The organism is Corynebacterium sp. AOP12-C2-36, assembly GCF_052379185.1.
Taxonomy (GTDB): Bacteria; Actinomycetota; Actinomycetes; order Mycobacteriales; family Mycobacteriaceae; genus Corynebacterium.
The window spans coordinates 48743-67857 of sequence record NZ_JBQSYJ010000004.1 but is presented as its reverse complement, the minus strand read 5'-3'; the positions used below and the strand labels follow the sequence as shown (position 1 = coordinate 67857).

Annotated in this window: 16 protein-coding genes; 8 read left to right on the top strand and 8 right to left on the bottom strand. The window is 67.6% G+C overall.

The genetic code is table 11. The annotated features are described in order from the left end of the window. Positions 1 to 26 precede the first annotated feature (26 nt). Positions 27 to 1856: a Na+/H+ antiporter NhaA gene (gene nhaA, locus ACT3UN_RS04540; RefSeq protein ID WP_444656477.1), complete on the bottom strand. Its 1830-nt coding sequence runs from the start codon at positions 1854 to 1856 to the stop codon at positions 27 to 29. 279 nt (positions 1857 to 2135) lie between these two features. Between nhaA and ACT3UN_RS04535 the strand changes: the two genes are divergently transcribed. The 5 genes from ACT3UN_RS04535 to ACT3UN_RS04515 all read left to right on the top strand — a co-directional run bounded on the left by ACT3UN_RS04535 (position 2136) and on the right by ACT3UN_RS04515 (position 6773). Further along, positions 2136 to 2777 (top strand): ABC transporter permease, encoded by a 642-nt coding sequence (locus ACT3UN_RS04535; protein WP_444656475.1) that lies wholly within the window; start codon positions 2136 to 2138, stop codon positions 2775 to 2777. Then, the gene (locus tag ACT3UN_RS04530) at positions 2774 to 3919 is read left to right on the top strand and encodes an ABC transporter ATP-binding protein (RefSeq protein ID WP_441583102.1); all 1146 of its coding nucleotides are present in this window, start codon (positions 2774 to 2776) and stop codon (positions 3917 to 3919) included. Before ACT3UN_RS04535 ends, ACT3UN_RS04530 begins: the two co-directional genes overlap by 4 nt. Before the next feature lies 1 nt (position 3920). Next, entirely contained in the window at positions 3921 to 4661 is a 741-nt protein-coding gene (locus tag ACT3UN_RS04525; RefSeq protein ID WP_444656472.1) for an ABC transporter permease, read from the top strand. 3 nt (positions 4662 to 4664) lie between these two features. Further along, complete coding sequence (locus ACT3UN_RS04520; protein WP_441579007.1) at positions 4665 to 5684, top strand: glycine betaine ABC transporter substrate-binding protein; 1020 nt, start codon at positions 4665 to 4667, stop codon at positions 5682 to 5684. Between the two features lie 207 nt (positions 5685 to 5891). Next, positions 5892 to 6773, top strand: coding sequence for a MarR family winged helix-turn-helix transcriptional regulator (locus ACT3UN_RS04515; protein ID WP_444656470.1), 882 nt, complete (start codon positions 5892 to 5894; stop codon positions 6771 to 6773). A gap of 107 nt (positions 6774 to 6880) precedes the next feature. Here ACT3UN_RS04515 and ACT3UN_RS04510 read toward each other — a convergent pair whose 3' ends face one another. The 4 genes from ACT3UN_RS04510 to ACT3UN_RS04495 all read right to left on the bottom strand — a co-directional run bounded on the left by ACT3UN_RS04510 (position 6881) and on the right by ACT3UN_RS04495 (position 10791). Continuing rightward, entirely contained in the window at positions 6881 to 7564 is a 684-nt protein-coding gene (locus ACT3UN_RS04510; protein WP_441583100.1) for a LutC/YkgG family protein, read from the bottom strand. Further along, a complete protein-coding gene (locus ACT3UN_RS04505; protein WP_444656468.1) occupies positions 7561 to 9069 on the bottom strand; it encodes a lactate utilization protein B in 1509 nt (502 codons plus the stop codon). The genes ACT3UN_RS04510 and ACT3UN_RS04505 overlap by 4 nt, the downstream gene beginning before the upstream one ends. Further along, the gene (locus tag ACT3UN_RS04500) at positions 9066 to 9890 is read right to left on the bottom strand and encodes a (Fe-S)-binding protein (RefSeq protein ID WP_441582756.1); all 825 of its coding nucleotides are present in this window, start codon (positions 9888 to 9890) and stop codon (positions 9066 to 9068) included. The genes ACT3UN_RS04505 and ACT3UN_RS04500 overlap by 4 nt, the downstream gene beginning before the upstream one ends. A gap of 175 nt (positions 9891 to 10065) precedes the next feature. Continuing rightward, on the bottom strand, positions 10066 to 10791 hold the full coding sequence (locus ACT3UN_RS04495; RefSeq protein WP_441582757.1) for an SPFH domain-containing protein: 726 nt from the start codon (positions 10789 to 10791) through the stop codon (positions 10066 to 10068). 494 nt (positions 10792 to 11285) lie between these two features. On the opposite strand from ACT3UN_RS04495, the gene ACT3UN_RS04490 reads away from it, so the two are divergent. Then, the gene (locus ACT3UN_RS04490) at positions 11286 to 11723 is read left to right on the top strand and encodes a DUF1648 domain-containing protein (RefSeq protein WP_444656465.1); all 438 of its coding nucleotides are present in this window, start codon (positions 11286 to 11288) and stop codon (positions 11721 to 11723) included. 131 nt (positions 11724 to 11854) lie between these two features. Here ACT3UN_RS04490 and ACT3UN_RS04485 read toward each other — a convergent pair whose 3' ends face one another. Then, positions 11855 to 12388, bottom strand: a complete 534-nt coding sequence (locus ACT3UN_RS04485; RefSeq protein WP_441582759.1) for an RDD family protein — start codon at positions 12386 to 12388, stop codon at positions 11855 to 11857. A 151-nt stretch (positions 12389 to 12539) separates the two neighbouring features. Beyond that, positions 12540 to 14891, bottom strand: coding sequence for a 5-methyltetrahydropteroyltriglutamate--homocysteine S-methyltransferase (gene metE / locus ACT3UN_RS04480; RefSeq protein ID WP_441582760.1), 2352 nt, complete (start codon positions 14889 to 14891; stop codon positions 12540 to 12542). 644 nt (positions 14892 to 15535) lie between these two features. Between metE and ACT3UN_RS04475 the strand changes: the two genes are divergently transcribed. Both ACT3UN_RS04475 and ACT3UN_RS04470 read left to right on the top strand, forming a co-directional pair. After that, the gene (locus ACT3UN_RS04475) at positions 15536 to 15820 is read left to right on the top strand and encodes a hypothetical protein (RefSeq protein WP_301525653.1); all 285 of its coding nucleotides are present in this window, start codon (positions 15536 to 15538) and stop codon (positions 15818 to 15820) included. Continuing rightward, positions 15762 to 17681, top strand: coding sequence for an NAD(P)H-hydrate epimerase (locus tag ACT3UN_RS04470; protein ID WP_444656462.1), 1920 nt, complete (start codon positions 15762 to 15764; stop codon positions 17679 to 17681). Before ACT3UN_RS04475 ends, ACT3UN_RS04470 begins: the two co-directional genes overlap by 59 nt. 94 nt (positions 17682 to 17775) lie before the next feature. Here ACT3UN_RS04470 and ACT3UN_RS04465 read toward each other — a convergent pair whose 3' ends face one another. Continuing rightward, on the bottom strand, positions 17776 to 19113 hold the full coding sequence (locus ACT3UN_RS04465; RefSeq protein WP_444656460.1) for a glycoside hydrolase family 32 protein: 1338 nt from the start codon (positions 19111 to 19113) through the stop codon (positions 17776 to 17778). Positions 19114 to 19115: the final 2 nt, after the last annotated feature.

Here is a 19115-nt window from a genome sequence, read left to right as displayed (position 1 = left end):
GCGGCGGGTTCCGTTCCCCGCGGTCACTACCGTGAGGGCACTGCCTTCCCGTCCAGCACCTTCCGTACCTGCACGGCCAGGGCGAGGCCGTTCAGCGGGCCGTCGAAGCGTGAACCGTTGACGTACACGACCGGTTCGGAGCCCACGTCGGCGTCCTCCAGGTCGAGGTTGTCGTCGTCGACCCGGCTCACGTCGACCTGGCGGGAGATCCTCTCCTCGAACTCCTCCACGTTCAGACCGATGGTCGTGGCGGACTCCCGCACGGCGTCGTTGTCGATCTCGCCACGGACCTTGGTCAGTTCGTCGTGCATGTCCCAGAAACGTCCCTGCGCCCCGGCTGCCTCGAGCGCGAGCGCCGCGGTCAGCGACGCGTCCGACGTCGTGTGGTGACGCAGCACGAGCTGGAGCTCGTCACCGTACTTGCGGTGCACGTCGAGCAGCGCGTCGGCGGTGTCGTGCCGGTAAGTGAGATTCATCGCGGCGTAGACGACGATGCTCGCCGGGGCGTCCTTCGGGCCACGCACGTGATCGCCCTCCGGCGAGACCGCCCTGGTGAGCGAGGTGCCGGCGGGCACCGGCAGCGGCCGGGCGCGGTCGCCGAGGCGGAACACCACCCAGGCGAGGAGCAGTGCGATGGCGGACGCCAGCAGCACGCCCACGCGCGCCTGGTCGGCGTGCGTCTCGTCGGGGATCGCCAGGCCCACGACCAACAGCGAGATGGTGAAGCCCATGCCCGAGAGCACACCGGCGCCGGCGATGCGGGGCAGGTCGAGACCGGGCAGCCTGGCCGACGGGATGAACCGCAGGACGAGGAAGGACGCCACGGTGATGCCGACGGCCTTGCCGACGACGAGGCCGAGCACCACGCCCCAGGTCAGCTTCGAGGTGAAGGCGTCTCCCAAGGCGTCCGAACTCAGCGCCACGCCCGCGTTGGCCAGCGCGAACAGCGGCACCACCAGGAAGTTCACGTACGGCGGCAGGACGTCCGACAACCGCTGGTTCAGCGGCACGGTGTAGGCGACCACCGAGCGGACGTTGCGGGCGATGTCGGGCTGCGGCGCCTGCCGGAACAGGTGGAACGCCGTGGACGCCATCGCCATGTCCGACCGGCGCGGAGGGTAGACCGGGAGCAGCAGGGCGATCAGCACACCGGCCAACGTGGCGTGCACGCCGGCGGTGAAGAAGCACGCCCACGTGTACACGCCGAGCACGGCGTAGGGCAGGACCCGCCAGATGTGCGCGCGCTGCAGGAACCAGATGCCGACCAGGCCCAGGAGGCCCAGCAGCAACGCGCCCACGTTCAGCTCGTCGGTGTAGAACACGGCGATGACCGACAGTGCGCCGATGTCGTCCACCACGGCCAGGGCCAGCAGGAAGATCCGCAGGCGCGGCGCATTGCGCGGTCCGATCAGGGCGAGCATGCCGAGGGCGAAGGCGGTGTCGGTGGAGATCACCGACCCCCAGGCCGACGAGTAGTCCTCGCCGTGGGTGACGGCCAGGAAGATCAGGGCCGGCACGATCAGCCCGCCGACCGCGGCGACGACGGGGAGGATCGCCCGCTCCCGCGTGCGCAGTTCGCCGAGGGTGAGTTCACGGCGGACGTCGAGTCCGACCATGAGGAAGAAGAAGGCCATGAGGCCCTCGTCGACCCAGTCGCTGAACTCGAGGTTGAAGGAGAAGTTCCCGACGGTGAACCCCACCTCCGTGCCCCACACGGTGTCGTAGCTGGTGCCGACGTTGGCCCAGACCAACGCGGCGACGGTCGCGGCGACGAGGGCGAAGGCCGCGTAGGTCTCGTTGTTGAGTGCGCGGCGGACGCGGACCTTTCGGCGCAGGTTCCGGGGATACTCGGGCACGGCGGTCGTCTCCTTCTCCGGGGGATGGTCGTGATCGGCCCCGCGGCAGGCGGGCGGGGAGAATCCTACGCCGCGCGGCGCTCCCGTGATCGGGTCTGCGACGCCGGTCATGAGCCGGGGTTTTCCGGCATTAGTGCGGTGAATTTCGCCGGGACGGGCCGATCGGGGAAATGTGCCGGGTTGCACGGGGTTGTGCGCTGGCCTATCGTTGTTCGTCTGTGACGTACACCACTCAAGGCTACTGAAAATCCCATACCGACGACGAAGCGACGTGACCCAGTGAATGAATTCATTTCCTCACGGTGGACCGACATTCTGTTCCGCTCCTACCAGCATGCGAGTCTGGTCGTGCAGGCGATCATCCTCGCCACCGTGATTGCACTGGTCATCGCCGTCGTCGTGACGAACTACCGTGGTCTGACCCCGGTCGCGAACGCGCTTTCGGCCATCGGGTTGACGATTCCGTCGTTGGCCCTGCTCGGCCTGGTGATTCCGTTGGTGGGAATCGGCACGCTTCCCTCGGTCTTCATCGTGGTTTTCTTCGCCACCCTCCCGATTCTGCGTAATGCGATTGTCGGGTTGCAGAGTGTCCCGGCGGAACTCATCGAGGCCGCCCGCGGTCAGGGGATGAATTCCCCCGCGATTTTCCTGCGGGTGCGGCTCCCGCTGGCGTGGCCGGTGATCCTCACCGGCGTGCGGGTCTCCGCGCAGATGTCGATGGGTGTCGCGGCGATCGCCGCCTACGCGCTGGGCCCCGGGCTCGGCGGGTACATCTTCACCGGTCTGAGCCACATCGGCAGCGCCAACGCTCTGTACTACACCCTGGTGGGGACGATCGGCGTGGTGATCGTCGCGCTGATCCTGGACGCCGTCCTCGTCCTGCTGGGCCGACTCACGACCTCGAAGGGGATCCGCGCATGACGAACGACCGACAGAACTCCGGCGCCGAGATCGAACTCTCCGGCATTACCAAGCGCTACCCCGGGCAGGACGCCGCCGCGGTGGAGGACCTGAACCTCACGATCCCCGCGGGCGAGACCGTCATGTTCGTCGGGCCGTCCGGCTGCGGGAAGACGACCTCGTTGAAGATGATCAACCGGCTGATCGAGCCCTCGGACGGGGTGATCAGCATCGGCGGCGAGGATGTCACGAAGAAGAACCCCACCGAGCTGCGTCGCAACGTCGGCTACGTGATCCAGGGCGGTGGCCTGCTGCCGCACATGACCGTCGCGCAGAACATCGGACTGGTCCCCGGGCTGCTCAAGTGGGAGAAGAAGCGCATCACCGCCCGGGTCGACGAACTGCTCGACCTCGTCGGCCTCGACCCGTCGGTCTACCGCGCCCGCTTCCCCCGGGAGCTCTCCGGCGGCCAGCAGCAGCGCGTCGGCGTGGCCCGCGGTCTCGCCGCCGACCCGCCCGTCCTGCTGATGGACGAGCCCTTCGGCGCGGTGGACCCGATCACCCGGCAACGGCTGCAGGACGAGATGATCAGCCTGCAGGCCGAGCTGCACAAGACCATCGTGTGCGTCACCCACGACATCGACGAGGCGGTGAAGCTCGGCGACCGCATCCTCGTGCTCAAGGAGCACGCCCGCATCGCCCAGTACGACACCCCGGACCAGATCCTCGGCAACCCGGCGGACGACTACGTCGCCGACTTCGTCGGCTCCGGCTCCAAGCTCAAGCAGCTCTCGCTGCTGCGGGTGGACGACGTGGGCTTCGACGAGTTCCCGACCTGCACCATCGGGGAGGACGCCGCGTCGGTCGTCGAGCGGGTGCGCGCCGCGGGCGAGGACAGCGTGATCATCCTCGACGACCGGGGACGTCCCCACGACTGGGTCTGGCTGCGCGCCCTGCAGGGCGCCGGCACCGTCCCGCGTCCGGGCATCGACCTGGAGACCACCGTGGAGCGGCGCTCCACGGTGAACGACGCCCTGGACTCGATGCTGGTCTCCAGCCACGGCGGTGCGATGGTCACTGAACGTGGCCGCTACGTCGGCGTGATCTTCTACGAGAGCGTGACCGACTACATCCGCAAGCTCAACTCGGACGGGGTGGGGTGACATGCTGCGCAGGCTCTCCGGGGAGGACAAACTCCTCATCATCGGCATCCCCGTCCTGGTCGCGGTCGTCTTCCTCGGCTGGGTGACCTGGCGGCAGACCGCCGACCTGGGCGACGTCGAGGCCCGCGCCCTGGCGTGGGGCAGTGTGGCGACCATGGCGCGTGAGCACATCGTCCTGGTGGTGATGTGTGCGGTGATCGTGCTGGCCACGGCCGTGCCCGTCGGGGTGCTGCTCACCCGCCGACGCTCCCGCATCCTCTCGCTGTTGACCACGCTGATCGGCAACATCGGCCAGTCCGCGCCGGTCATCGGTGTCATCGTGCTGCTGGCGATCTGGCTGGGTTTCGGCACCCCCACGGCGGTGCTCTCGCTGAGCATCTACGCCTTCCTGCCGGTGCTGGCGAACACGGTCACCGGGCTGACCGGTGTGGACCGCCAGCTCGTGGAGGCGGCCCGCGGCATGGGGATGTCCCCGGTGCAGGTGCTCTTCCGCGTGGAGTTCCCCATGGCGCTGCCGGTGATCATGACCGGTGCGCGGACCGCGCTGGTCCTGCTGGTCGGTGCCGGCGCGTTCGCCACCTTCATCGACGCCGGTGGCCTCGGTGCACTGATCCAGACGGGCATCACGCTCTACCGCTTCAACGTCCTGGTCTCGGGCGCGATCCTCATCGCCCTGCTGGCCCTGATGGTCGAATGGGTGGGCCGGCTGCTCGAAGTCGCGCTGACCCCGAAGGGACTCTGAGCCATGACCACCATGACTGAACGCGCCGCACCACGCGGCCACCGTGGCTTCCGTGCCTTCCGGGGCCTCCGTGTCAAGGTCCTCGCCCTGGTCACCGCGCTTTCCGCGGTGCTCGCCACGGCCTGTGGCCTGGGCACCGCCGGCGGCTACAGTCCCACCGGCACGCTCGCCGGCGACGTGGAGGACGTCGACCTCTCCGGTGCCACAGTGGCGGTGGGTTCGAAGAACTTCACCGAGCAGGTCCTGCTGGGCAAGATGGCGGTGATCCTCTTCCAGTCCGCCGGGGCGGACGTCAAGGACCTCACCAATATTCCCGGATCCTCCAGTGCACGTCAGGCCATGGTCGAGGGCGACGTGAACATGCAGTGGGAGTACACCGGCAGTGCCTGGACCACCTACCTCAACCACGACGACCCCATCCCGGACGAGCAGAAGCAGTACGAGGCGGTCCGTGACGAGGAGAAGGAGAACGGGCTGGTCTGGTTGCCGCCGGCGCCGATGAACAACACCTACGGTTTCGCCACGACCCGTCCGGTCGCCGAGGAACTCGGGGTGGAGACGCTCTCCGACCTGGCTGAGGTGCCGCGTGCCGAGCGCACGTTGTGCGTGGAGTCGGAGTTCGCCAACCGTAACGACGGCCTGATCCCGATGCTCGAGGCCTACGGGCTGACCCCGGCGGACGTCGACCAGTCGTTGATGGACACCGGTGCGATCTACGCGGCGACGGCCGGTGGCACCTGCAACTTCGGCGAGGTGTTCACCACCGACGGCCGGATCAAGGCGCTGGACCTGCAGATCCTCGAGGACGACAAGCAGTTCTTCCCGAAGTACAACCTCTCGGCGGTGGTGGCCGAGGGGCTCATGGACGAGTACCCGCAGATCGCCGACCTCTTCGGCCCGGTGTCGGAGAAACTGGAGGACGAGACCTTGATCGACCTCAACGCCCGGATCGACGTGGACGGCGAGGAGCCCGTCGACGTGGCCTGGGACTGGTTGCGCGACGAGGGATTCGTGGAGGACTGACCCATGTGCCCGCGGTGAAGATCGCGGTGGTGACCGCGGCGGCTCGATGAGACAGCAACCCCAGGGGATGGTGGCACCAACCCCTGGGGTTCCTGCCTGCGCAAAGAGGAGATGCGAAGGTACCGCTTGACATTGTCAGGTGCCTGCGTAGTATCTACATCAGCAGGTACCTGAACAACAGGTACCGCATCAACTCAAGGAGTGGACATGGAAGACATGACCGAGAACAACCAGAACGCAGAGAACAACCAGAACGCAGCTGGCGCCGAGAACGCCGAGAACGCAGCGAACATTACGGCGTCCCCGGATCTCGCCGACCGCCTCACCCACCTCGCCATGATGTTGCGGCGTATGGACATGATGGGTCGCGGGGGCCGGGCATTCGGCGGAATGCGCGCCGGTCAGGGCAGGGTGCTGCGCATCCTGACCCTGCGTAGCCCGATGCCGCAGCGCGAACTGGCCTACATGCTGGGTGTGCGTCCCCAGTCGCTGAGCGAGTTGCTCGGCAAGCTCGAGTCCGCCGGGCTCGTGGAACGCAAGCGCGATGAGACCGACCGTCGCACCTTCAACGTCGAGATCACCGAGGAGGGCAGGACTGCGGAGTCGGGCTTCCAGGAGATGGAGGATCCCTTCGACGTGCTGTCCGAGGAGGAGCGCGACCAGTTCGGCGAGCTGCTGGACCGGGTGTCGGACGCGGTGCGTGCGAAGTTCCCCGACGATTTCCGGGGCGACTTCCGCGGCGAAGGTGGCGGCGACGGTCGGGGCCGTGGTTTCGGCGGTCCGCACCCCTTCGGCGGCGAGCCCGGATTCGGTGGCCACGGCGGTCGTGGCGGACACGGTGGACGGGGCCGGCGTGGTGGTCGCGGCGGTCGTGGCGGTGAGCGTCCCGACGAGGACCGTGCCGAGTGGTGCGACCGTGAGGCCGGCGACATCCCGAATGGCGCCGAGGGTTTCGACGGCTTCGAGGAGCACGGGATGGACCCGCGGTCCGAGATGGGCCGGATGGCGATGTTGCGCATGGGCATGACGGGCCGTGACTTCGGCCGTGGTTTCGGACGCGGTTTCGGACGCGGTGCCCGGTTCGCCTGATCAGGAACTGCGAGACAATAACCCCGGAGGTCGGTCACACCGACCTCCGGGGTTGCTGTCTCGCATTGGGTGCCACAGGTGCACCACTGGTGCGCCGCGGCGGGACGCTAGCCGGCGATCACCACGTCCAGCGTGCGCGGACCGTGCACACCCTGCACACGGATCAGCTCGATGTCCACGGTCGCGCTCGGTCCGGAGACCATCGTGACCGGGTGGTCGTCTAGCCCCTCGCTGACCAGCCGGGTGATCGCCTCGGGGACGATCTCCACGATGTCGGCCACCTTGACCACCACGACGTGGTGGTCGGGGACCAGGGTCGTCGCGCGGCGTCCGGACTCCGGGCCGACCAGCATGATCGTGCCGGTGTCCGCCACGCTCACCGCCGAGGACGTCACCACGGCGGACACGTCGTTCATCTCGTCGAGTCCCACCGGGGCCTCGGTGGAGTCGTCGAGGATCTCGGCGTCCAGGGTGGACACCCAGTCGTGGTCGAGGGCGGCGGGCACCACGACACGGTGGTCGGCGGTGTTCTCGCCGGCCTTGTCCAGGAAGTGGCGGACGGCCCCGGCGATCTCCCCGGACGTGCCGTCGCAGCGCGTCACGGTGGCGTCGTAGTCCTCGAGCCGGTCGACCAGCAGGTCGACGAGGCCGGCAGCGTCCAGCGTCCCCGTCCTGCGGTAGGCGCGCGGCACGTCCACCGTCCCGGCACTGTCCTGCCCGTCGCGGAGCCCCAGCGAGGAGCGCACACGGGCCAGCACCTCGGTACGGGCGTCATTGCGTGAATCAGTCACCGGTCGGTCTCCTTCTGTTCCTTCTCGTGCTTGCGGAACCAGCTGCGGAAGGACTCCGCCGGTGGTTGGGGGATGTCGCGCGAGCTGGTCCACATCCCGGCCACACCGGGCAGTGAGGTCATCCCGGACGACGGGGTGACCTTGTGCACCAGCGGCAGTGCGCGTTCGGCCAGGCCCATGCGCCGGCCGTCACTCATCAGCCACTTCGCGCCGTCCAACGCCGCGTCCAGCTGCGTGGACGGCACCGGCCCGCCGTGGTTGATCTCCTGGTCCTCGTTGCGCAGACGCGTGAGCATCTCCGGGATGTTGATCTTCACCGGGCAGGCGTCGTAGCAGGAGCCGCACAGCGAGGACGCGTAGGGCAACGAGCCGTTCGCGGACTCGTCCACGCCGGTGAGCAATGGCGTGAGGATCGCACCGATGGGGCCCGGGTACACCGAACCGTAGGCGTGGCCGCCGGCGCGTTCGTACACCGGGCACACGTTCATGCAGGCAGAGCACCGGATGCAGTGCAGGGCCTGCCGCCCGTTCTCGTCGGCCAGCGCCCGGGTCCGCCCGTTGTCCAGCAGGATCACGTGGGCGTTCTGCGGGCCGTCGCCCGGGGTCACGCCCGTCCAGAAGGAGCTGTAGGGGTTCATCCGCTCACCGGTGGAGGAGCGCGGCAGCAGCTGCATGAACACCTCCAGGTCCTGGAAGGACGGCAGCAGCTTCTCGATGCCCATCACCGTGATCAGCGTCTCCGGCAGGGTCACGCACATGCGCCCGTTGCCCTCGGACTCAACCACGGACAGGGTGCCGGTCTCGGCGATGCCGAAGTTGGCGCCCGAGATCGCCACCTTGGTCTCCATGAACTTGCGGCGTAGGTGACGCCGGCTCGCCTCGGCGAGGTGCTCGGGGTTGTTGTCGAGGTCGGGGTCGACGTCCTCCATGGCGTTGAGGAAGATGCGGCGGATCTCGTCGCGGTTGCGGTGGATCGCCGGGACCAGGATGTGGCTGGGCTTGTCGCCGCCGAGCTGCACGATCAGTTCGGCGAGGTCGGTTTCGAAGGCCTTGACGCCGCGCGGTTCAAGGTACTCGTTGAGCCCGATCTCCTGGGTCGCCATGGACTTGACCTTGATCACCTCGCGCACGCCGTCCTCGGTGAGCGGGGCGTTCTCCTTGACGAGGCCCTCGACGATGCGGTTGGCCTCCTCGGCGTCGCGTGCCCAGTGGACGTGGCCGCCGCGCGCGGTGAACGCCTCCTCGAACTGCTGGAGCAGCTCGGGCAGACGCGACATCACGTCCTGCTTGACGGCGGAGCCGGCGTCGCGCAGCGCCTGCCAGTCCGGCATCTCGTCCACCCGGGCGGCCCGCTTGCCACGGATCGTCTGGGTGGCGTGCTGCAGGTTGCCGCGCATCTGCACGTTGCCGAGCTCGTGCTCGGCGACCTCGGGGAAGGGGTGGGTCTCCAGCAGGTTGCCGTGGCCGGGGACGGTGGGCATGCCCAGTACGGTGTGTGAACTCATCGCAGCGCACCTCCGGTGACCGTGGCGCCCTGGTCCTCCAGCAGCAGCGGGTTCTCCCTGGTGGACGCCAGGATCCGCGCCAGGTGCACCGCGGAGGGGACGCGTCCCTCGCCGGGCACGAGGCGTCCGGTGCGCGACAGCCCGCCGCCGATGTGCATCAGACAGGACACGTCGCCGCCGGTGCACACCGAGGCGCCGGTGGAGATGACCGCCTCGACCTTGTCGCCGAGCATCGCGCCGGAGACCTGCGGGTTCTTCACGGAGAAGGTGCCGCCGAAACCGCAGCAGATGTCCTCGTTGCCGATGGTGCGCAGCTCCAGGCCGTCCACGGAGGCCAGCAGGTCGCGCTGCCGGTCGCCGAGGCGCAGCAGGCGCATGCCGTGGCAGGACGGGTGGTAGGCCACCGTGTGCGGGAACCAGCTGCCGAGCTGCGCGGAGGCGTCGGTGACGCCCTCGACGTCGGTGAGGAACTGGCACAGTTCGTAGGTGCGCTCGGCGATGCCGGTGGCGCGGGACGCCAGGTCGGCGTCGCCGTTGTGGTCGGCGATCATCGGGTGCTGGTGGCCGAGCGAGGCCACGCAGGAGCCGCTGGGGGCGATGGCGTAGTCCCAGTCGGCGTCCTCGAAGGCACGCACGTGGTTGCGGACCACCGGGTAGGCGTCGGTGAACTTGCCGGAATTGATGTGCATCTGGCCGCAGCAGGCCTGACGCTCCGGGAACACCACCCGGTGCCCCAGCCGTTCCAGGATGTCGACGGTCGCCTTCGCCACCTCGGGATACATGGCGTCGACGATGCATGTCGCGAACAACGCGATCTTCATGGGAGTCGTCCCTCGTCTCAAGTTGTGGAGCACAGCAGCTCTTCTCAAGCTCGACTGGTGCTTCTGCCTGGGACGACCGGGGTGAGCGCACGCGCGGTAGTCAGCCGACGTGGGGATCGCGGACCTCCGGACCGTCCTGTGCCTCCACAGTAGTTCCCGGGGGAGGGACGGGGGACTACACCTGGTCGGGGCGGACCTCGATCGTCGAGCCCTGCGGCAGGGCCTCGAGCATGCGGATCCTCGCCAGGACGGGGTTCTGCTCCAGCACTTTCGCGCTGGCCAGACGAGCGCGGGTGGTCTTGACCTCGTTGCGGGCGCGCTCCAGGTCATTCTCGGCGAGGACCTTGGACACCACGGCCTCCTGCAGTGCCGAGGAGTACTCGGCGGGCAGGCTGACGTCCTTGAGCAGGACGGAGTCGACGGTCACGCCGACGGACGCGGCGGTGTCGCCGAGGGCGTCCTGCACGGGCGACAGGTCGATGCGCGAGCCGGCGAAGTCCTCCAGCGGCAGGGTGGCGACGAGTTCACGCAGCGCGATCTGGGCGGCGAGGTAGATCTCCTCGTCGGGGCCCTGCGCGGCGGAGACGTAGGTGACCGGGTCCACGGTGTGCACCGACATCGCCAGGGTGAGGGTCACCGGAAGGGCGTCGGACGTGGGGACGGTCTGCGGGTGCACGGTGATCAGCCGGCGACGGCGGTCGACCTGGCGGAAACGGTCGCCGGGACGCGCGACGGCCCGGGCGTCCAACCGCTCGATGCGTCCTTCCCGCTGCCGCAGGACGGCGTGGCCCGGCAGGGCGACGGGCGAGCGCAGCGTGCACGGCTGCCACCCCGTGGCGTTGGAGAGGGGCATGTAGAAGGACGCGCCGGACGTGTTCCGGCGGGAGCGGAGGAAACCCATGTGATCACCGTGGTTGTCGAGGAAAGTTGGAGGGGTTGCCGCCGGGCGGGTCCGGCGGGGGCGGGGCACCGGGGCGTCCCCCGCACCCTGGATCAAGCAGGGTGCGGGATCGGGCCGGGCCGCAGGCTCCTGCCGAAAGTGTTCCGCGCGACGGCAACCCATTCAAGGAGTGTGGGGACTCGAACCCCCGCCTGGTCAGGCGTTACCGTAGCGGTCCGCACCAGTTCAATCGGGACCACCCCGGAAGCCCGGAAGCGCCCAGCAACCACGGTGCGGTGCTGAAGCCAGCCTAGCGCGGACGGTTGGCGATTGCAGGGGATTACGCTGCCGCCTGAATGATTCGCCGGCGGTGTGGGTGTGGAGGCGACCATGCGCCTGCGCTCCTGCTCACCTGTAGTTTGTAGAGGGGAATGTCGTGAAATTTTTGAGGTGAAGCACTGTTGTTCGGTAGTTCGTCGAGACCGGAACGCACGTATGTAACAGGACAGGTCACTGTGTGGCTACGTCGTGTCACGGGCGTCGCCGTGGTCGTCACCGCGGTGCTGACGCTAGCCATGTACCCGTCGATGCCAACCACCGTCCCGACGCATTTCAATGGGCTGGGACAGGCCGACGATTGGGGGCCGAAGTACTCGCTCCTGATCATGGCCGGGGTGTTGCTGCTCCTGGTTGGAGCGCTTGACTGGTTGTCGCGTCGTCCCCGGCTGTTCAATTATCCGAGGGAGGTGACCGAGGCTAACGCACAGTCGCTCTACCGCATCGGCGAACAGATGATGGTGTGGACGAACCTCGGATGTACCGGGATCTTCGCGAGCCTTGTACTCTCCGTCGTGGCCGGGGTGAACGCAACCTTGTTGATCGTGCCCTGGCTCGCTGTATTGCTCGGGGCCGTCGCTGTCGGGATCGCGAGGATGATCAAGGTCGGTGGTTGACCTGCGGTGGCGGATGAACGCATCAGACCCCCGGCATATTGTTGGTTACCCAAGGGGAGAACCATCAATATGCCGGGGGTCTTGAGGAAGTGATCGGGCCGTGAGATCCGGACACCGAGTATCCCGGGGTACTACGAGGTGCGGATCACGCTGAGGCCACCGAACTTGTCGAACCAGGAGCGCTTCTCCGGGTCCTTGGAGATGCCGACGCCGATGAAGATCTGCAGACCGAAGACGATCAGGCCGCCAAGCATGGGAATGATCAGTGCGGCGTACCAGGAGTTGCGCTTCAGGGAGGAGACGGCGTCCGGGTTCGAGCCGTCGGCGGTGACGACCTTCATGCCCAGCAGACGCTTGCCCGGGGTGGCACCCCAGGTGACCTCGCTGCCGACACGGGCGATGAGCCAGAGGATGACCATGACCAGGCTGGTGCTCAAGATCGAACCGGTGTCCAGGTCGGTGCTGCCGACCCCGAACAAGGACAGGATGATCGAGGAGATGATCCCGATGATGACGCCGTCGATCAGCGTCGCGCCCAGCCGGCGGCCGGCGCCGGGGCGCGGGTTCGGCACCAGGTTGTTGGGGTCCTGGCCGTAGGGGTCGTTGTTGTAGGACCCGTAGGACGGGACGCCGTCGTAGGGGTTGGGGTTCGGGTTGTTCGTCATGGGACCGTCGTGTCCTTCACGTGTCGTGGGGGAGGTTGGGGAAGCCGAGGATGTCTACAGCATAAGGCAGCAACCCCGGGGGTCGGGATGACCAACCTCCGGGGTTGCTGCGTTGCAGCGCTCAGACGGCGCTGCTGTGGTGCGGCGGTGCTTAGGCGTTGACGCTGGCGCGGGCCTTCTCGGCCGCGGCGACGAGCACCTTGATCGAGGCGGTGGTCTCGTCCCAGCCGCGGGTCTTCAGACCGCAGTCGGGGTTGACCCACAGCTGGCGGGCCGGGACGGCCTCCAGTGCCTCGGCCAGCAGCGTGTCGACCTCGCCCTGGTCGGGGACACGCGGGGAGTGGATGTCCCACACGCCCGGGCCCACGCCCAGCTCGAAGCCGGAGTCGCGCAGTGCGTGCAGCACGCGCATGCCGTTACGCGAGGCCTCGATGGAGGTCACGTCGGCGTCCAGGTCGCCCACGGTGCCGATGAGCTCGTTGAACTCGGAGTAGCACATGTGGGTGTGGATCTGGGTGGCGTCCTGCGCACCGGCGGTGGCCAGGCGGAAGGAGCCCACGGCCCAGGCCAGGTAGGCGGGCTGCTGGGAGGCACGCAGCGGCAGCAGCTCGCGGATGGCGGGCTCGTCGACCTGGATGATCTTCGCGCCGGCTTCGGCGAGGTCGGAGATCTCGTCGCGCAGGGCCAGGGCGACCTGGTCGGCGGTGGCGCCGAGCGGCTGGTCGTCGCGGACGAAGGACCAGGCGAGCATGGTGACCGGGCCGGTGAGCATGCCCTTGACCGGCTTGTCGGTGAAGGACTGTGCGACCTTGAACCACTCGACGGTCATGGGCTCCGGGCGGGTCACGTCGCCGAAGAGGATCGGCGGGCGCACGCAACGCGAACCGTAGGACTGGACCCACGCCAGGTCGGTGGAGTGGTAGCCCTCGAGCTGCTCGGAGAAGTACTGGACCATGTCGTTGCGCTCGGGCTCGCCGTGGACGAGCACGTCGAGGCCGAGGGCCTCCTGGCGGTCGACGACGTCCTTGATCTCGTTGACCATGGCCTCGTGGTACTGCTCGGGCGTGAAGTCACCCTTGCGCAGCTTGGCGCGGGCCTGGCGGATCTCGGTGGTCTGCGGGAAGGAGCCGATGGTGGTCGTCGGCAGCGGCGGCAGGCCGAGCTCCTTGTCCTGCACCTCGCGGCGCTGGTCGAAGGGGTTGCGGCTGCGGTCGGCGTCGGTGACGGCGTCGGTGCGGGTGCGCAGCGCGCTGTTGCGGGTGCGCTCGGAGGCGCGGCGGGACGCCACGGCCTTCTCCGCCTCGGCGACGGCGGCCTTGTCGTCCTCGGTCTCGGTGCCGTTGAGCAGGCGGGACAGGACGGCGACCTCGGCGACCTTCTCGGCGCCGAAGGCGAGCCAGCTGCGCAGCTCGGAGTCGTCGTCGAGGCTGGTCTCCTGGGCGAGGGAGTAGGGGACGTGCAGCAGGGAGGAGCTGGTGGACACGCCGACCGGGCCGCGTGCGGCGAGGGCCTTGAGGGTGTCCAGGGCGCGGGCCAGGTCGGTGCGCCAGATGTTGCGTCCGTCGACGACGCCGGCGAGGATCTCCTCGTCGCCGGTCCAGGACGGAAGCAGGTCGGCGTCGGCGACGTTGGTGTCGTCGGCCTGACGCTCGTCGGTGCGTCCGGTCACGAGGTCGACGCCGAAGGCGGCGATGCCGATGCCGGAGAGGGTCTTGACGGCCAGGTCGCCGTCACCGAAGTAGGTCTGGACCAGCAGGTTGGTCTCGCCGGCGGCGGCCACGAGCTTCTCGTAGCCGGCGCGGGTGCGGGCCAGGAGGTCGGCCTTGCGGGCGTCGTCCTTGTCCACGTCGGTGACCAGGTAGGGCTCGTCGAACTGGACCCAGGTGGCACCGCGGTCCGCCAGGCGCGGCAGCAGGCGGGCGTAGGCCTCGAAGATCTCCTCGAGGTGGGCCAGGGCGTCCGAACCGTCGGTGGTGCGGGCGAGCGCCAGGTAGGTCAGCGGGCCGATGATGACCGGACGCGCGACGGTGCCGCGGGTGACCTGGTCGCCGAGGTCGGCGAGCAGGGCAGCGTCGTCGAGACGGAACTCGGTGTCGGCGGCGAGCTCCGGGACGATGTAGTGGTAGTTGGTGTCGAACCACTTGGTCATCGCGCTGGCGGGCAGGCCGGCGGTGCCGCGGGCGGCGGTGAAGAGCCGGTCGATGTAGGCGGGGAGTCCGTCGTTGCCGTGGTCGTCGATGTCGGCGACGCGGGTCGGCAGGGCGCCGAGGAGGGCGGAGGTGTCCAACATCGAGTCGTAGAAGCTACGGCCGATGGTGGGCACGGAGTCGAGGCCGGCCTGGGTTAGGTTGTCGGCCTGCTGGTTGACCAGCTGGGTGGCGACGGTGGCCAGGTTGCGTCCGGTGGACGCGTCCTTCCAGTAGGTCTCGAGGGCCTTCTTCAGCTCGCGCTTCGGGCCGATGCGCGGAACCCCGGCGACGGTGGCGTTGATCTGTGCGGTCACAAATGATCCTTCACATGTGGATGTACGGTTCTCGCCGTCGACCGGTGAGTCACATGTGGGGCCCTAGAAGAGTTCTAGCCGCGCCTCGGGGTACGCCCCGGGAACGCGCGGACACGGTGCTCGCGTCGAAGACGCGGTTAGCGCTGATAGCGCTGATGACGACCGTGAACGGCAGACCACATGCTGCGGTTCATCACCGCAGGTTCCACCTCGTCCGGGGCTCCAGGAGGGGAACTCGACTCTCGTCGACTGCTTCGCGCCCAAGGTAACCAGTAGACCGCTTAGTCTGTCAAGTCCATCACGTTATTTCGCTCATGTCGCCTGGCGCACGGCCTGTTCAGGTCTCTCTGCAGACTCCTCGCCGCAGCGCAGGTTAGGTACCGTTAGTGCGCTGTCTGGCTGCAGGAATGGTTCGTGACCGAGCCATTGTGTTTCCAGCAAAAGTAGGTAGTGTGGCTGACAAGGAACTGCAGTGAGTGTAGCGAACCGCAATCCCTACGGAGTGAAAAATGTCCCGCCTCAAATGCCTGTCAGTGTTGCTGCTTCCCGCATTGCTGCTCGGATGTTCTGTGGAGAATCGGAACGACCAGGGAGGCGGGTCGGGCTCCGTAACGGACGCGGGTGACGATGAACCGCGTGATGACATGACCGACGAGCGCATCGTCCATTGGGAGTCCGTCGAGGAGGTCGGAGCGACGAGTCTCCGGGTGCATTTCACGGCGGGGACCACCAGTTGTTACGGGACGCGTGCGGCCGTGCAGGAGGACTCCGATGAGATCCTCGTCGCGACGATCGTAGGCACTATTCCCGAGGCACATTCAGCGTGTGAGGACGTGGGACGGGCTGCCTCGCTGTTGGTTGAGTTGGAGGATGAGGTGGGTGACCGCGAGATCGGGCATCTCGAGGATGAGAGCATCCTGCGCAGGTGATCTGGCCTCGACGCAGCGCACGTCACGTACTGTCGATGTGATGTGGAGGGTCTACACAGGAGAGCAGTACCGCGCGGCCTTGGCAGACTGGGACCGGGATGAAGTCGATCCCGAGAGTTGTCGCTCCGATCGTTATCGGCAGGCCTGCTACAACGACGAGGCTGTGGCTGTCGCGGACTGCGTTGAAGCAAAGATGCCGGGGGAGCGGAGGCCGCTTCCGGTCCTGGTGCTCGCGGGTGCCGGCGGAAACGGACGGGCAGGACTTCGGGCCGGTATCGAGCTACTGAAGCGTGGATACCGCGTGGAGGTTCAACTTGTACCAGCACCTCAGGACGGGGACCGGTACGACGGATACCCCGACCACTGCGATGACCCTCAGGAGCTATGGCACAAGGACGCGCCGCCAGCGTCCCATGCTTTGCTGAAGGATTTCCTGGCGCTCGAGGGAAAACACACAACGCGCCGCGACGGTGATGACGTCTGGGCGCCCTGTATCGCCGTTGACGCGATCTGTGGTCGAGGATTCGACGGTAGGCTCCGAGGGCCTGCGACCTTGTGGGCGGGAATACTCTGGAAGGCGTCGGACGTCGTCGCCGTCGATTGTCCCACCGGGATGAATCCGGACACCGGCCGGACGATGGACCTCACGAATGCGTCGCCTGCGCTGGGCGGCTTCACCGCATCGGTGACCGTTGTCGCCGGTGGACTACGCCCCGTCCATCTGTTGCGGGAAGACTGTGGTCGTTTGGTCGTCGTGAAGACCGGGGTCGAGAGGTTCCTGGGCGGGACAGAGCACGAGGACAACCCGAACCGCGACGACCTAGATTTCTTCGACGAGTACGGTTATCTCCCGGTTCGGGGTCGACGGGCCCTCCTCGCTCAGGACCCCTGGCCTGATGACACTGTCCCGGTGTTCACCGCGTACTCGGAAGGGGTGGAAGGAGCATTGCTCAATTCGCACGAAGGAATTGTTCAATTCCTCGGCTCCCTGGCTGGTAATCACGGTGACAGCCAGCTTTCTGTGGTTGCCAGTGCGTACCCCTCGGATACTCCGGTGATGCCGACGATCGGGATCGCCGGCTTCCCGGATCGTCAACCCGGCACTCCGACACTGGTTGCCGCAGGGGCTGCGGCGAGCACGGCCTGCCGTATCGTTGCTGATCCAGTGGCTGCTGGACGTATTGAACAGACGTTGCCGGCGGTCGAGGTGGCGTTTCAGAAAGGGGATACTCACGGTGAGGAGATCCCGTGGGTGCTGTGCTCGGGGAATGTGGACGACAGGATCCTCGACGCCCGGATGATCGTTGCTACGCGCACCGCGGTCCTGGACTGGATTCATTCGGGGCAGCGGCCTCCCAAAGAGGCGAAGGTCAAAGGGGCGAGGCAGGTAGTGCTGGTTATTGACCGGCCGACCGCGGAAGCGGCGTTGTGCGCCTGGGGCGGCTCGTCAGGCGAGTCAGGCCAGCCAGCCCAGTCGAGTGATGAGCTGGACCCGGTGGCGCTGGCTGAAGAGCTCGCCTCGTGCACCAGGACCTCTGTGCTTCTGGTCGGCCCGACCAGTGTCTATGTCCGGAAGCTCGACTCCTGGATCGTGCGCTCAGGCACCATGCTCACCGTGCAAGGAGCGGAAGAGTTGGTGGCCGGTTCTTTCGCCGCAGGGATGCGAATGCCGTACAACAGGGTCAATGCCTTCATTCCTCTGGTGCTCCGTGCGCGGGCATTGATGGCTTTGTCCAGGGCGGAGCCGGCGGTGGCCTGCACAGCGGGAAGCCTCTCCGAGAGGATCCCCGGCGTCCTGCGGAGCCTACGAACCGAGGCCCGTCTGCACGAGAGCTGGGCTGTGCGGCGTTGGGGGAATTGACCTGGGGGAGGGTGCTGTGCGGCGGGACGCCGCCCATGTCATCTGACTCATGCCCCAGGTCAAGAATCGGCCGAAAATTTACCTGGGGCATGACTTAGCTGATAGGTCGGGACGCGGGCTCAGGGAAAGAGCGCAGAGCGCAGGCCACGGCTCCGTCGCCGGCGGTCAACTCCACCGTGGAGGCGTCGACGAGGACGGTGAGTTCACCGGGCGGACAGGCCATTGTCCTGGTGTCATCGCCTCGAGCCACCGTCAGGTGCCCGGGTTCCCAGAGAATCTCGACCCCGGACGTAGGACCGGTGTCCACGCGCAGGTGGGCAGGTGTCGTCCCCAACTGCCGCCGCAGGGTGGTCGTGCGGCCGAAGGTACCGTCCGGTTCGGTGTCCCGCGGGGGCAGGAACAGCTCCTGGTACAGGCGACGGTCACACAGCCTCAGCACCCGGGGCACCGTGAGGCAGTGCACCCAGTCGTCGGTCAGCGTCGGCTGGTCGTCCTGCCCGGGCAGCCCCATCCAGCCGACGAGGACAGCACGGTCACCATCGGCCGTGACCACGGCCTGAGGGGCGTAGAACTCATGTCCGTGGTCGAGTTCGCTGAATCCACGCACCACCTCGAAGGTGGTGCCGCGCATCCGTCCGACGAGGTAGCCGCACTGGTCGGAGCTGGAGTAGTGGGTGACGCCGTCGACGGTCACCGGCTCGAGACCCTGCGGACAGAGGACGAGCACATCCAGGCGCTCCCCGGTCCCGGAGTCCTGCAACGTGAGCAGGTTCGGGCACTCCCACATGTAGCCACCGGGGATGACGTCAGGTGAATCACCGGGCATCGCCTGGGTGGTGTCGAACTCGATCTCCCCGTCGAAACACCACGTTTCCAGGTCTGTCGACGAGTAGCGGACTACGGCACCTGTGCCATCCTCCCGTTGGGCACCGAGCAGCATCCGCCACTCACCGGGGGATTCCGGTTCGGCGGTGATCTGGGGGTCGCGGAAATGGCCGGTGTAGCCCTCCGCCGGGCCGTCGATCACCGGGTTCGAGGGGGACCGGTGGTGGAAGCCTCCCTCGGGGCCATCGGGGTGGTCGACCTCGACCAGGTTCTGGGTGGGGAGACGCTGCCCCTCGACTTTCAGGTTCCCGGTGTAGAACAGCCGCACGCGGCCGTCCACGACCACCGCAGATCCGGAGTAGCACCCGTCGCGGTCGTAGGAGGCGTCCGGGTAGAGCGCGTCCGGCAGGTGGTGCCAGACGCCCCGGCCCTCGCCGGTGAGCGAGGTCGTCGCGTGGCCCCACCCGGTGCGTTTCGGCGCTCCCGGAAAACCGGGGTCGTGCTGGTAGTAGACGTGCAGGACGTCGCCGTCGAGGTGCATCCCGTTCGGGTCGTTGAGCCGACCGGTGGGCGGGGTGAGGTGATGGCGCGGCCGCGGATGCTGCATGG